The sequence below is a fragment of the Cyanobacterium sp. Dongsha4 genome (assembly GCF_036345015.1).
Lineage (GTDB): Bacteria > Cyanobacteriota > Cyanobacteriia > Cyanobacteriales > Cyanobacteriaceae > PCC-10605.
This window is the reverse complement of sequence record NZ_CP084098.1, coordinates 4,120,570-4,135,022: the sequence shown is the minus strand read 5'-3', so window position 1 is coordinate 4,135,022 and position 14,453 is coordinate 4,120,570. Positions and strand designations below refer to the sequence as shown.

Genomic DNA, 14,453 nt, shown 5'->3' with positions numbered 1-14,453 from the left:
AAATTACAGGTTTTATTCATATCCCTAAATTTTTGCTCTGAACTCAAGTAATTTAAGGTTTAATATTAGCAACAACTTTGCTTTTTATTAATAATTTTATTTTCTTGATAAAAACTTCCTTTAGTTATTTTGGGATCACGTTTAATATCACTATTACAATTAAAATTTTGAGCCTTTTCTAAAGAAATTTCTTCTAAAGGATTAATACCTATTATGGATGAAGAATAAGGACTATTTTCTTGGGTCATAATCTGAAAAGTTTTATCACAAACCGCCATTCTTTCTCCTCTGTAAAAAGTATGTCCATCATCGTCTTCAACTTTTTTCCAAGGACCTTTATAAATAATTGCTTGATTTCTTTCTAAACACTCTCCCTCTTTACCTTTATAAGCTCTAACTGTTAATGAGCGAAATTCGATGCCATTAATTACTTGCCAAGGAGAATCTTGTCTTGTTAGTATTTCGATGCCATAAAATCCTGCTTCTGCAAACATTTCTAAAAATAAATCTTCTCTAAAAGCACCAGCAATACATCCACTCCATAATTCAGGATCATTGATAATTTCTGGAGGCAAATCTTCATCACAAACTATATCTGAAATAACTGCTCTACCACCTTTTTTTAACACTCGATAAATTTCTGCAAACAATTGTTTTTTATCTTCTGTTTTGACCAAATTTAAAACACAGTTAGAAATCACAACATCAATAGAATTATCTTTAATTAAAGTTTCTTCTTGACGGAGGCGATCGCACTCTGCTTCAAAGTTTCTTAATTGTGATAAATTCTGAATAGGATGAAGGTTTAAATAAGATTCAATTTTGTTTAAAGGTAACTGTAAATCTTGAATTTTTCCTTTCATAAAAGCAGTATTATTATAGCCAATTTTATGAGCTATTTCTGATTGATATTTTTGAGCTAAACTTAACATCTCATCATTAAAATCTACCCCGATTACTCGTCCATTTTTTCCTACTTTCTGAGCGATAATATAACAGTTTTTCCCTGCTCCTGAACCTAAATCTAAAACCGTTTCTCCTAAATTAACATAACGAGTAGGATCGCCACACCCATAATCTTTCGTGATAATTTCTTCAGGAATAACAGCTAAATAAGATTGATCATAATCTGTTGGACAGCATAAACTAGGTTGATGTTCTTTTGCTCCTAACTCATATCTTTCTAGTACAGAATTTTCTACATTATAACTCATGATTTATGGTAATTTTATCAATATTTTTACTATCTTTAGTATAAACTTAAATATATCAAAAAAAATAAAAATAAGATTAATTTAAAACAAGATATTAAGCTAACAATTAATACTAAAACTGATATATTATAATGGTGTAAAATTAAAAATTATCAACAAATAACCCTCAGTGTCTTTTATGGATGAGATACCCGTTGCCCAAAGAAAAATTAATACTACGCCTCAGAATAAGCCTTTCCCATTTAGTATTTTCTTGGTTTTGGGAAGTGCAATCATTACCATGTCTCTTTTTTGGTTATTTTCTCAAACTCAATCATCTCAATCTCAGCAACAAGATACCCCGTCAGTAACCGCCTCAGAAACAATCCCAGAAAATATAGCCACTACTGAAAATAATCCTTCTTCGTCAGATACGGTTAAAATACCAGAAAACATCCTCGGACATTTAGGCTATAAACAAGCACCTGTGAGCGAGTTAAAATCTATTACAGCCGATGGTAGAATCAAGTTGAGAGCAAAAGCCGCAGAGAAATTTTTACAAATGCAGTCTGATGCGAGGAGAAATGGTATTATCTTGGTAGCTATTTCAGGATTCAGAACCATTGATGAGCAAGAATATCTATTTTTCAATATCAAAGAACAAAGAAAACAGGAAACCTCAAAACGGGCCGAAGTAAGTGCGCCTCCGGGTTATAGTGAACATCATACTGGTTATGCGGTAGATATTGGAGATGGAAATGCTCCTGCAACAAATCTAAACACTAATTTTGAACAAACAGCCGCTTTTCGTTGGTTAGAAGCTAATGCGGCGAAATATAGCTTTGAGTTATCTTTTCCTGAAGATAATTTACAAGGAATTAGTTATGAGCCTTGGCATTGGCGCTTTGTAGGGGATACCCATAGCTTAGAAACCTTTTATAAAGCCCGTGAATTAAAGACTAATTTACAACCGCAAATGTAAGTCTTCCAAAAAATTTTAGATCTAACGATAGTAATAATTGTTACATTAAATCTAGTCAAAACTATACTCACATAAAAAAGTATTATGAGTCATTTAATTGCGATCGCCTATGATGATATATTCAAGGCAGAAGAAGTAAGACTAACCCTCGCAAAACTACAAAGAGAACATTTAATCGAATTAGAGGATGCGGCAGTAGTAGTCAAAAATGCAGAAGGAAAAGTCAAACTTAAACAAGCCATTAACTTAACCGCCGCAGGGGCAACCAGTGGAGGTTTTTGGGGTTTATTAATTGGAACATTATTCTTAGTGCCTTTATTTGGTGCGGCGGTAGGTGCGGCAACAGGTGCGATCGGTGGTGCATTGAGTGACATTGGTGTAGATGATGAATTTATGCGTGAATTAGGGGAAACTTTATGCCCCGATACCTCTGCATTATTTATCTTGATAAAAAAAGTCACTCCAGATAAGGTTTTAGATGAAGTAAGTAAATATGGTGGCAAGATTCTTCGTACTTCTCTCAGTAAAGATGATGAAGAACAATTACAAGAAGTATTAAATAATCGTGGGGTTTTACCCTTAGATGAGTCCGCAATGTCGTAAACGATAAAAGGGCAAAGTTAAAAGGGCAAGGGGCAAAGGTAGATAGTTGATAATTAAGAATTAAAAACCCCGTTCACGACTGAAGGGAGTGTAAGAGCCTTCGGTGCAAACTCTCCGAACTCAGAACCCCGAACCCCGTACCGCTTTGCGGAACGAGCGCAGCGAACTCTCGTCTTCCCTACCCTGCCCCAAACACCCTACTCATTGACAAAATTACAAGGAATAATTAATAATATAGTTATTCCTCATTTCTCATTTCCGGGTGCACCCTGCACCCCCTCTTCATCAATAATCAGGGTAGCCATAGACATCAATTAGCCTAAAACTACCAATTCACCATCAATTATGAGTTGTCGAAAATAGGAATTAAATTAATTAACTATGGTAAGGTGTGCAGTTGACTGATAAGATAACAAACAATAGCAAGATTACTGATATAAGTAAAATTAGTTTCACATATAAGAGGAAAATATGACTCAAGATAGAGTAGTTATTATCGGAGTTGCTGGTGACTCTGGTTGCGGTAAATCCACTTTTTTACGTCGTTTAGAAGATTTATTCGGAAAAGAATTTATGACCGTTATCTGTCTTGACGACTACCATAGTTTAGATCGTAAAGGGAGAAAAGAAGCAGGTGTTACTGCACTTGATCCAAAAGCGAATAACTTTGATCTTATGGCAGAACAAATTGCCGCTTTAAAAAATGGTCAAGCTATTGATAAACCTATTTATAATCATGAAACTGGAGAAATTGATCCTCCCGAAAGAATTGAACCTAACAAGGTAATTGTAATTGAAGGTTTACATCCTTTCTATGATGAGAGAGTCAGAGATTTAGTTGACTTCGGTGTATATTTAGACATCAGTGAAGAAGTTAAAATCCAATGGAAAATTCAGCGTGATATGGCTGAAAGAGGTCATACTTATGAAGATGTTTTGGCTTCCATTAATGCTAGAAAACCTGACTTTACTGCCTATATTGAACCTCAAAAACAATATGCAGACATCGTTATTCAGGTGTTACCAACTCAGTTAATTGAAGAGAAAGAAGGTAAGATTTTACGAGTACGTTTAATTGAAAAAGAAGGTATTGAACACTTCGAGCCTACTTATTTATTCGATGAAGGTTCAACCATTGATTGGCGCCCCTGCGGACGTAAATTAACCTGTGCTTATCCCGGATTGAAGATGTATTATGGTCCTGATAACTACATGGGTAATGAAGTTTCTATTTTAGAGATTGATGGTCAATTTGATAATCTCGAAGAAATTATTTATGTTGAAAGTCATTTAAGCAGAACAGGTACTAAATACTACGGTGAAATGACAGAACTACTATTAAAACATAAAGACTATCCCGGTTCTAATAATGGTACTGGTTTATTCCAAGTTTTGGTTGGTTTAAAAATGCGTGAAACCTACGAAAAGTTAACTGGTAGTGCTACTTTCTCCACAGAAGAAGAAGTTGCTCAAGTCTAATCAATGTTTTGACAATTCGATGATTAATTGGGGGTTAAGCCCCCTTTTTTATTGCAGGGCTGTTTCAAAGTAAGTTGTTTAAAATCTTGGGGTGTTAAGAGATTAGGGGAATTTTTGTCTTGTAGATTTTAAGTAATAATAAAGAATCTTGAAATAATCAATTATTCTTGCTAAATAACTGAGATAAAATACTTAAAATTTCATAATTGATTTAACTACCGTTAGAGCCGAATAACTAACTCCTGCTGTGCCTTCTCCCGGATGGGTTGAGTCTCCTACTAACCAAAGGTTTTTAATAGGGGTGCGATTAGCAAAGCCAAAGGGGCCAAAAGTATTGATTCTTTGACCAATTCCGCCAACAATTCCTTTTTCTCTAGCTGTATAATTAGCAAAAGTTACGGGAGTTGCACTTTCTTGATGAATAATGGTTTCGGGAGTAAGATTAAAATATTCTGCCAAACGTGCGATCGCATCTTGAGTATAATTAAGTTTGAGAGCTTGATATTCTGCTTGAGAAATATTCCACCAACGATTAACATCGGTAAAAGAAGAAGCGATAATGGTTGCTTTGCCTTCAGGGGCTCTACCATCTCCGGGTTTACTGACAGAGACAAACAAAGAATTAATTTCCCCGATTTCCCCTTCATAATCATATAAAAACTGTAAATGGGGAGGGCAATTAGAAGGAATGGCGGACTCATCAACTCCCAAATACACCACAAAAGCACCAGATGCAGGAGGTAATTTTTTCACCCTTTGGGCATAACCACGGGAAATATTTTCTGTCATTGTTACTAAGTTATTTACTGTGACATTACCGATGACATAATCTGCTTTTTCTTCTTTTATTTCCCCAGTCTTGAGATTTTTTACCCTTATTCCCACCGCTTTACCTCTTTCCGTATGAATTTTATCCACTTTGTGCCTCATTAGCAGTTTTCCGCCATGTTTATTTAAACCTTCTTCGAGGCGATCGCACAACACTTGCATACTACCCTGAAGATGGTATAATCCTTGAGGCTCTTGAGAAACAGATAAAGCAGTAGCCGCATACAATAAAGCCGTTTCCTCTGTATCCACTTGAGAATATAACTTTAACTGCATATCAAGGAAAGTTTTTAACCTTTTATCATGGGCTAAACCCAGTAATCTTAAAGCATCAGCTACCGTCATAAAAGTAAAAGGTGCAGTGATAAAAGTATCTAATCTTATCGCTTGTAATAATTGAGCTAAATCCCAGAGACTGCGAGGAGGTAAAATAGGATCACGGGCTTGAAAACGCCAACTAGCTTCAAACAAAATTCTCATTAACTCCCAAAATCTTCCACTATCAGGAAAATGCCCTTCTCTTTCCATCTTCCACTTCTCCTGATTTCTCCATACCATAATCGGTTGTTTCTCTTGGGGTAAAAAAACAGCACAGGCAGGATCGCAATTTGTAGCGAAGGGTAAATCTACTCCCAACTCTTGAAACACTCGATGATGAATTCCCCCTGCTTCTAAACCCGCTACTTGAGTCGCCCCCACATCAAAGATAAAACCTTTACGCTTAAAAGTAGAGGCACAACCACCAGAAACAATGGCTTGATCATAAATAGTTACGTCATAACCATAACGAGCTAGTAATGCACCTGCGGTTAATCCTCCAATTCCTGCACCGACAACAATAACTTTCTCTTTATGCCCCATAGTTGAGTTTATTCGAATATACCCTTACTTAACAAATCTTAACATAACTTAATTTATTTAGGATATGTCATGGAGCTTAGGGCAAATTCGTTTTATCTCTTATTCAATACGTAGAGCAGTGGAAAGCAGATTATTGATAATAGGGTAGCTCATTATATACGGGCTTACCGATAAAGAAATGAAAATTATAAGGAGACAGTAGTACACAATCATAATAATTTGATGTATCATAACATATCTGATCTTGTGCTATCTTGCACAAAGTACATAATCCTACTACTTTTGATACAAAAACAAAATAAACAACAAACTTAGTCAATGCTCGATCGCACCTAAGATGATTAAAATAATAACTCAACTATCTTGAGATAAAATTATGGTTTAATAGTTAAAGCAAAAGATAAAGTCATGTATTCAAGTGCATTTATTTTTGAACCCGGAGAATATGATGAACAGTTTTATTTTTTGGACAATCAAATACATGAAGCGGCCGCATCAGTGAATGGCTTTCTAGGAAGAGAATCATGGGAGTCTGTTGATGGAAAAAGAAAGAATGCTATATATTATTGGGAAAATATGGACGCACTCAAAGAATTTTCCAGACATCCAAAACACATTGAAGCTAAACGTCAATACACTAAATGGTATAAAGGATTTCATGTTGTTATTTCTGAAGTTCAGCACTCTTATGGAGATGGTAAATTAGAACATATTACCCCTAATAATAGAGCAAAAAATAGTTAACAGAAAAATTTGGTATTTCTGCTTCTTGCTAGACTGCTCTACATAAAAATCAAAAATGAGGTCAATTATCTTTTTTGCTAGTATTTTTATTCTTTATCTCCGACTTTTTTTAACTTTCGTACAAGTTTTGGGATTTTGGCATGAGCATCTTCTACAGATTTTTTGTGTCGGGCATCTCCAAACTCTTGAATACTGGCATTGCTGAATTAAGCTGATGTTAAAGTGGTCTTAGTTGTCAAGTTATGAGTTGATGCTTACTATTAAATTAAAAAACAAAAGTCAAAAACCTTAGAACACTATGGAAGGCAAAAAAACTTTTATTTTACGGGCAAAAGAAATTGCAGACAGTATCCAAACTTTTTCTCACCCTTGGAACTCAAAATCTGAAATCTCTGGAGTCTATCTTGGACGTACAGTTGGATTAAAGCGTACTGGAGTTAATTTTGCGAGGATTGCCCCCGGTAAGGAGTCTTTTGTTTATCATTCCCACTATCGGGAGGAAGAATGGATTTATATTTTATCAGGTAGGGGTATTGCAGAAATTGACGGCGAGGAATTTGAAGTGGGTTCAGGAGATTTTATGGGATTCCCTACTCCTTCTGTCGCTCATCATCTCAGAAATATAGGGGATGAAGATTTAGTGTATTTAGTGGGGGGAGAAAATTTGGAAGTAGAAGTTGCGGAGTTTCCACATCTGAAAAAACGGATGCTCCGTCGTGGAGATTCAGTGGAGATTTATGATACTTCTGATGCTAAACCCTTTGGCGTATTAGATGAATAAATATGTATTAAAACTACTAAGGAAAGCCTCTATCGTCGAGTGTGTGCTGTGTAGCAAAACCCAGAATGATAAAACTTTATCTCCCTATTACACTTAATATTGCAATTGGTTCTAGGTTCAAGGTTTTGCCAATTTTGTTAGAATGAAAGGATTGTCGATAAAAAGATGTGATAGAAGGTTATTAAATGAGTGACAAAGTGAAGATAATTAGTGATAATCGTCAGGCAAGATATTTATATGAGATTTTAGAGACTTATGAGGCTGGGGTTCAATTAGTGGGTACGGAAGTTAAGTCTATTAGAGCGGGAAGAGTCAATTTGAGAGATGGTTATGCTTTAATTCGCAATGGGGAGGCATGGTTAACTAATGTGCATATTTCCCCTTATGATACCACTGGTAAATACTTTAATCATGAACCAAAGCGCGATCGCAAATTATTATTACACAAAAAAGAAATTAATAAGCTAATTGGTGCATTACAGGAGAAAGGTTTAACTTTAGTTCCGTTAAAGATGTATTTAAGAGGAGAATGGGTTAAAGTTAGTTTAGGGCTAGGTAAAGGGAAAAAACTTCATGATAAAAGAGAAACCATTAAACGTAGGGAAGATCAAAGAGAAATGCAAAGGGCATTGAAAAGATTTTAGATATTCCTGTTTAAATTTTGTTTTCAATCTTGATGTTTCCCCTTAACCCTATAGATTCCATCATTTTAACTAATCTATGAAAGAAGATCCTCAAGATAAATTAGACAAATTTCAACTATCTCTTTATCTAATGCCATTATTGGGACCTATTTGGTCTTTAGTCAATTTAAACTATAAATCTAATTTAGAGCAGAAAGAAAGAAAAACCGCTCGTTTATCTTTAAGGTGGGGATTAGTTTGGCTGATGGTTTATGGTAGTTTATGGGTCGGAGGCAATATCACTTCTGATATTTGGGCGGTGCGTTTACTATACTTAAATGGAGTTGTAACAACTATCTATTTTCTGATGTGCTTTATTCTTATTTCTGGTGTTTGGACACAAAAGTCGAAAAGATAAAGGTTGAAACAGTTACTCCTTAAGAATTTATTTCTCCCTCTACTCTAAACTCGTCTCCCTCTCTCCCCATCCTCTTTTGTCCTTACTTATTTCCTCTTTGCTCTGCCTAAACTACAGCCTAAAACCTAAGCAAATCCACAATTACTAATGTCGAACTGAGGTTATTCAACAATATGTGGCAATATAAAACTCCCGGTATTCCAGATGAATTATTCGATCGCCTCCCCGGTATTCCTATGACAAAAAGAGAGGTAAGATTACTAATTTTATCTGGGTTAAGATTAGAAGAAAAATCAGTTATTTGGGATATAGGTGCAGGTACGGGGACAATTTCCATTGAAATAGGCTTGTTATGCCCAAATACAAAAATTATCGCCATAGAAAGAGACCCAGAAGTAGCAGGTTTAATACGGCAAAATTGTCGGCGTTTTGAGGTAGAAAATGTGGAAGTAGTGGAAGGAAATGCTCCAGATTGTTTCGATACCTTACCAAAAAAACCCGATCGCATCTGTATTGGTGGTGGCAAATCAATCAAAAATATTTTAACTTCTTGTTGGGGCTATTTACCTGAAGCAGGAAGATTAGTGGCAACGGCGAGTAATTTAGAAAACCTTTATCAAATTTCTGAGGGATTAGCCGAATTAAGGGCTTGTAATATTGAGGTAGTTCAATCTTCTATTAATAGATTAGAAAAAAGAGGATTAAGTCAAGTTTTTGCTGCGATCGCACCTATTTTTATTCTCAGTGGAGAAAAGATTAGTTAGTCCTAACAAACATAAAAAAGGACAACGATACTGGGATAAAATTAAAACTGTTATTCTTGTAAATCATTAATAAGGAGTTAATTATGTGGGCTAGTGCCATTACAGCCTATTTTCACTATTTAAGTATCGGAGTTATTTTTGCATCCTTGGCGATCGAATTTTTGACCCTCAAAGAAAAATTAACCACGAAAGAAGCATGGCGTATAGTTTGGGCAGACAGTGCCTATGGTGCGGCCGCAGTAGTCATCTTAATCACTGGAATCTTAAGAGTTTTATATTTTGCGAAAGATACCGCTTACTATATGCACCAACCCGTATTTTGGGCAAAAATAGCCCTTTATTTCATTGTTGGTACAGTATCTTTATACCCCACCATCTCTTTTATCCTTTGGGTTAAATCTTTACTAGAAGATAAAGCCCCCGAAATAAGTCTTAACAAATATAAAATATTAAAAGGAATTATTGCCTTTGAGTTAGTAGGATTTACTTTAATTCCCTTAATGGCTTCCATGATGGCAAGGGGAATCGGCTCAGAATGGTTTTCTTAAACCTGACTATTAATATTACCTGAGTTCGGGATAAATTTTCATCTATCAGTGATGGCGAAAAGCTCAAGGGGCAAGGGGCAAAAGGCAAAGGGCAAAAGGTAAAGTTAAATAGTTGATAATTAAGAATTAAGAATTAAAAACCCCGTTCACGACCGAAGGCAGTGTAAGAGCCGGGGGTGCAAACTCTCACTCTAACAATGCCCAAAGTTGATTTTAATTTCCATTTGGCAAGAGGTTTATTTTGATCAAAATGACAACTTAACTCCATCTTTGCTGATTGGTTAGTGGTGTAGGCAGCAGGGCTGTTTCAAAGTAGAAATACAAAAACGCTAAAACTATTGCCAGTAAAAGAATATAGGGTTTTAGAGCTTTGAGGATTAAGAAGTAGTTAAAAATGTTGAGATTATCAATTTATAACCATAAACCATTAAAAACTATTGCAAGAGTGCCTATTCCCTACCTGAGTTCGATGAAAAAAGTATCGAAAAATAAAGCGCCCTCGAGTTATCATCGAGCCAATTTTGGAATAAAAAATTATTAAATTTAGGAAAAACTCATTTAAAATCAATTTATTCAGCTTTTTTGTCAATAATTATTACTTTTAACTCCGAACTCCGAACTCCGAACTCAGATATTTCCTGCCTTAACCAAAAAATTTTAGAATGAAACAGCCCTGGTGTAGGCAGGGGGTTTAAGCCCCTTGTTTATACTCTCCGAATCTATTAATCAATGAAAAGATAAAAAATGAGAAAATATTGAGAAAAATTTACAATATTGAAAAAATATTAACTTTTATAAAGTTTTAGCAATAATCTAAAAAAATATTAAAGAAATATAGTTACTTAGCTGTTATTAATTTGTAATTGAACCTAGAAAATTGTATAGAAAAAAACATATTATATTTTTTATTCTTGTTAAGAATAATTGAATAATATAAGAGAAAAATATAACCGTCAGAGATCTGAATCAAGATAAACTATCCTATAGCAACTATTTCAACAGAATAAAGAGAATTTTTACTACAGAGAAATAATATGTAAAAAAATATAACAGACTTATTAATTTCAGCATTTTTTCTGTTAAATAAATATAATCTTTCACAAATAAAAAGATTTTTTTTGATGAGTTAATAAGCAAATATAGTTTATAATAATAAGTAAGGAAACATAAATTATTAACCAAATATTTTGCGAGGTAAAAAAGTATGGTTCACCTTACAGACAAACCTACAGACCACGCTAGAGAAGAATTTTTAACTCAACCCTGGCAAGGATTCAAAACGGGTAAATGGACAAAAGAAGTTAATGTTCGAGATTTTATTCAGAAAAACTATACTCCCTACACTGGCGATGAATCTTTTTTAACAGATGCGACACCCTGCACTAATAACCTTTGGACAGAAGTAAAACTATTGATGAAAGAAGAGCGGGAAAAAGGTATTTTAGACACAGAAACCAAAATCCCCTCCACTATCACCGCCTATCCTGCAGGTTATGTCAATAAAGATTTAGAAAAAATCGTTGGTTTACAAACCGATAAACCTTTGAAACGGTCTATTATGCCCTTTGGTGGCATCAGAGTCGTAGAAGGTTCATTAAAAGCCTATGGTTATGATATTGATCCCGAAACCCGTGATATATTCACTAAGTATCGTAAAACCCATAATGATGGTGTCTTTTCTGCTTACACTACCGAAATGAGAAAAGCCCGTAAATCAGGAATTATAACTGGTTTGCCTGATGCTTATGGTAGAGGAAGGATTATCGGTGATTATCGTCGAGTGGCTTTATATGGCGTTGATTTGCTGATTCAAGATAAACAAAGTCAATTAGTTTCCCTCGAATATGATTTCATGGATGAAGATACCATTCGTTTAAGAGAGGAAATTACTGAGCAGATTAAAGCCTTAAATGAATTGAAGGAAATGGCACAAAGCTACGGTTTTGACATCTCTAAACCTGCTACTACCGCCCAAGAAGCTATCCAATGGACTTATTTTGGCTATTTAGCGGCGATTAAGGAACAAAATGGTGCGGCGATGTCTCTCGGTCGTACTTCTACTTTCCTTGATATTTACATAGTCAGAGATTTGGCAAAAGGCTTAATAACTGAAACTGAAGCCCAAGAATTGATCGATCAATTTGTAATCAAATTGCGTATGGTTCGTTTTCTACGCGCACCAGAATACAATCAGCTTTTCTCTGGAGATCCAGTTTGGGTTACGGAAGTAATTGGCGGTATGGGTGAAGATGGTCGTCCTTTAGTTACTAAAAACAGTTTCCGTTTCTTGCATACATTGTATAATTTAGGTCCTGCCCCTGAACCGAATTTAACGGTTTTATGGTCAGAAAAATTACCCATCGCATTTAAACGTTATTGTGCTAAAGTTTCCATTGACTCTAGTTCTATTCAATACGAAAATGATGATTTGATGCGCCCTGAATACGGGGATGATTATGGTATTGCTTGTTGCGTTTCGGCTATGAAAATCGGTAAACAGATGCAGTTTTTCGGAGCACGGGTAAATCTAGCCAAAGCCTTACTTTATGCTATCAATGGCGGTAAAGATGAAAACACGGGAATGCAGGTTGCACCACCCTATGCACCCATAACAGGCGATTACCTTGATTATGAGGAAGTAACCGCTAAGTTTGATTTATTGGTGACATGGTTAGCTAAACTCTACGTTAACACCCTCAATGTGATCCACTATATGCACGATAAGTATAGTTATGAACGCATTGAAATGGCATTACATGACCGTGACGTTTATCGGACAATGGCTTGTGGTATGGCTGGTTTGTCTGTGGTAGCGGATGCTTTATCAGCTATTAAATATAGTCGAGTGAAAGTAATTCGTAATGAACAAGGTTTAGCGGTAGATTATGAAGTAGAGGGAGATTATCCCAAATTTGGTAATAACGACGATCGCGCTGATGAGATTGCGGTAAACTTAGTTAGTGATTTTATGAACAAAGTGCGCCGTAACAAAGCCTATCGTAATGCAACTCCCACTCAATCCATTTTGACTATTACTTCCAATGTAGTCTATGGCAAGAAAACAGGTAGCACTCCCGATGGACGTAAAGCAGGTGAACCATTTGCCCCCGGTGCGAATCCCATGCACGGCAGAGATACTAAAGGTGCGATCGCATCTATGGCTTCCATTGCTAAGTTACCCTATGAAGATGCGCAAGACGGTATTTCCTATACTTTCTCCATCATTCCCGACGCATTGGGTAAAACTCCTGAAGCGAGAATCAATAACCTTGCAGGGATGTTAGATGGTTATTTCCACGACACAGGACATCATATCAATGTTAACGTATTTAACCGAGAAACTCTCCTTGATGCGATGGATCATCCTGAACAATATCCTCAATTAACCATTCGTGTGTCAGGTTACGCTGTTAACTTCATTAAACTAACCCGTGAACAGCAATTAGACGTAATTAACCGTACTTTCCATAAACAAATGTAATGATTTAGTTGATAGCTTTTGCTTTAGGTGACGGCAAAGGGTAAGGGCAAAGGTAATTATTAGTTTTTCCCTAACACCCCAACACCCTAAGCCCCTACTTCCCCCAATTCCTCAACACCCTAAGCCCTGAACTAGATAAAATCACAACTAGCTTCAAGGGCTTTTGCCAATAAACCCATATACTTACGATTATCGATAATATAAGAACCAAATCTTTCTAAATGAGGGTTTTGCATCTGAGCATCAAACAGAATAAAATTTCTTTGTCTTAGATGTTCCACTAATTTTACCATTGCTACCTTTGAAGCATCTGGTATATGATAAAACATTGATTCTCCAATAAATGCCCCTCTAATTACAATGCCGAGAATTCCCCCTGCCAGTTTTCCATCTTGCCAAGTTTCAAAGCTATAAGCCCATCCTGCTTTATTTAATTCTAGGTAAATTTGAATTAATTCTGGTGAAATCCATGTGGTTTCTCTTTGCGCACAACCACAACATACTCCTAAAAAATCTTGATTAATGGCTACGGAAAAGCGATTTTGATTGATTACCCTCCGTAAGGATTTGGGATAGCGAAATTGATTATCAAGAGGGATTAAGGCTCTTTGATTGCTAGAATACCATCCTAGTTGTTGTTTATCATCCGCCATTAAAAAATTACCGTGGGCATATCCCTGAATGATGGAGGGAACATCGATCATGTGCACAACCAAATGTATATAATTTCTATTAAAGAAGGAAACATATACTAATATTTAATCATGTCTCAACCAATTCCACCTATTGTTTTACCTCCTGTGGAAAATCCACAACAAGAGCGCACTTGGTTAAAAAAATCTTTACATCAATGGCTAGATAATGAATTCATCCCTGAGTTAGTTAATGAAACCATTGCTAATCGTGCCGCTCAAATTTTTATCCGCCATCGTTTAGAGGGAGAAAATGACCTTGGTTCATTAGTTATTGCTATTGTTACGGAAATGCAATCTTTTGATTTTCAGAAAAGTTTTTATAGTGAGTTTGCGATCGCAAATGCAGTAAGTGATATTATCTTACAAAGTTTAGGTATAGATACTTGTTGTGGCAATAGTCAAAATATTTGATGCAATAGCAATTAGCAATTAGTTATGAATCGTCTTATGTTA

At 35.6% G+C, this 14,453-nt stretch carries 14 protein-coding genes; 11 read left to right on the top strand and 3 right to left on the bottom strand.

The genetic code is table 11. The features are described 5' to 3' along the window. Positions 1 to 65 precede the first annotated feature (65 nt). Positions 66 to 1,214, bottom strand: a complete 1,149-nt coding sequence (locus Dongsha4_RS18160; protein ID WP_330203677.1) for a methyltransferase domain-containing protein — start codon at positions 1,212 to 1,214, stop codon at positions 66 to 68. Positions 1,215 to 1,392: 178 nt separating this feature from the next. Here Dongsha4_RS18160 and Dongsha4_RS18155 point away from each other — a divergent pair, with 178 nt between their 5' ends. From Dongsha4_RS18155 to Dongsha4_RS18145, 3 genes are all read left to right on the top strand, one after another. Next, complete coding sequence (locus Dongsha4_RS18155) at positions 1,393 to 2,175, top strand: M15 family metallopeptidase (RefSeq protein WP_330203676.1); 783 nt, start codon at positions 1,393 to 1,395, stop codon at positions 2,173 to 2,175. Between the two features lie 84 nt (positions 2,176 to 2,259). Beyond that, positions 2,260 to 2,778 carry a DUF1269 domain-containing protein gene (locus tag Dongsha4_RS18150; protein ID WP_330203675.1) on the top strand — a complete coding sequence of 173 codons (519 nt, stop codon included), beginning with the start codon at positions 2,260 to 2,262 and terminating at the stop codon, positions 2,776 to 2,778. A 471-nt stretch (positions 2,779 to 3,249) separates the two neighbouring features. Beyond that, a complete protein-coding gene (locus Dongsha4_RS18145) occupies positions 3,250 to 4,257 on the top strand; it encodes a phosphoribulokinase (RefSeq protein WP_330203674.1) in 1,008 nt (335 codons plus the stop codon). Positions 4,258 to 4,449: 192 nt separating this feature from the next. Here the strand turns inward: Dongsha4_RS18145 and crtD are convergent, their stop codons facing one another. Next, positions 4,450 to 5,946, bottom strand: coding sequence for a C-3',4' desaturase CrtD (gene crtD / locus Dongsha4_RS18140; RefSeq protein ID WP_330203673.1), 1,497 nt, complete (start codon positions 5,944 to 5,946; stop codon positions 4,450 to 4,452). A gap of 408 nt (positions 5,947 to 6,354) precedes the next feature. Here crtD and Dongsha4_RS18135 point away from each other — a divergent pair, with 408 nt between their 5' ends. The 7 genes from Dongsha4_RS18135 (at position 6,355) to pflB (ending at position 13,305) form a co-directional block, all read left to right on the top strand. Beyond that, positions 6,355 to 6,690: an antibiotic biosynthesis monooxygenase family protein gene (locus Dongsha4_RS18135; RefSeq protein ID WP_330203672.1), complete on the top strand. Its 336-nt coding sequence runs from the start codon at positions 6,355 to 6,357 to the stop codon at positions 6,688 to 6,690. A 298-nt stretch (positions 6,691 to 6,988) separates the two neighbouring features. Beyond that, positions 6,989 to 7,471 carry a cupin domain-containing protein gene (locus tag Dongsha4_RS18130; RefSeq protein ID WP_330203671.1) on the top strand — a complete coding sequence of 161 codons (483 nt, stop codon included), beginning with the start codon at positions 6,989 to 6,991 and terminating at the stop codon, positions 7,469 to 7,471. A gap of 185 nt (positions 7,472 to 7,656) precedes the next feature. Then, positions 7,657 to 8,115 (top strand): SsrA-binding protein SmpB, encoded by a 459-nt coding sequence (smpB, locus tag Dongsha4_RS18125; RefSeq protein WP_015219710.1) that lies wholly within the window; start codon positions 7,657 to 7,659, stop codon positions 8,113 to 8,115. 76 nt (positions 8,116 to 8,191) lie between these two features. Beyond that, a complete protein-coding gene (locus Dongsha4_RS18120) occupies positions 8,192 to 8,512 on the top strand; it encodes a hypothetical protein (RefSeq protein ID WP_330203670.1) in 321 nt (106 codons plus the stop codon). A gap of 173 nt (positions 8,513 to 8,685) precedes the next feature. Continuing rightward, on the top strand, positions 8,686 to 9,276 hold the full coding sequence (gene cbiT / locus Dongsha4_RS18115; RefSeq protein ID WP_330203669.1) for a precorrin-6Y C5,15-methyltransferase subunit CbiT: 591 nt from the start codon (positions 8,686 to 8,688) through the stop codon (positions 9,274 to 9,276). Between the two features lie 83 nt (positions 9,277 to 9,359). After that, positions 9,360 to 9,824: a DUF2214 family protein gene (locus tag Dongsha4_RS18110; RefSeq protein ID WP_015219713.1), complete on the top strand. Its 465-nt coding sequence runs from the start codon at positions 9,360 to 9,362 to the stop codon at positions 9,822 to 9,824. Positions 9,825 to 11,028: 1,204 nt separating this feature from the next. Next, the gene (pflB, locus tag Dongsha4_RS18105) at positions 11,029 to 13,305 is read left to right on the top strand and encodes a formate C-acetyltransferase (RefSeq protein ID WP_330203668.1); all 2,277 of its coding nucleotides are present in this window, start codon (positions 11,029 to 11,031) and stop codon (positions 13,303 to 13,305) included. Between the two features lie 131 nt (positions 13,306 to 13,436). On the opposite strand, the gene aat is transcribed toward pflB, so the two are convergent. Then, entirely contained in the window at positions 13,437 to 14,009 is a 573-nt protein-coding gene (gene aat / locus Dongsha4_RS18100; protein WP_330205469.1) for a leucyl/phenylalanyl-tRNA--protein transferase, read from the bottom strand. 60 nt (positions 14,010 to 14,069) lie between these two features. Here aat and Dongsha4_RS18095 point away from each other — a divergent pair, with 60 nt between their 5' ends. Further along, positions 14,070 to 14,411, top strand: a complete 342-nt coding sequence (locus tag Dongsha4_RS18095) for a hypothetical protein (RefSeq protein ID WP_330203667.1) — start codon at positions 14,070 to 14,072, stop codon at positions 14,409 to 14,411. Positions 14,412 to 14,453 lie beyond the last annotated feature (42 nt).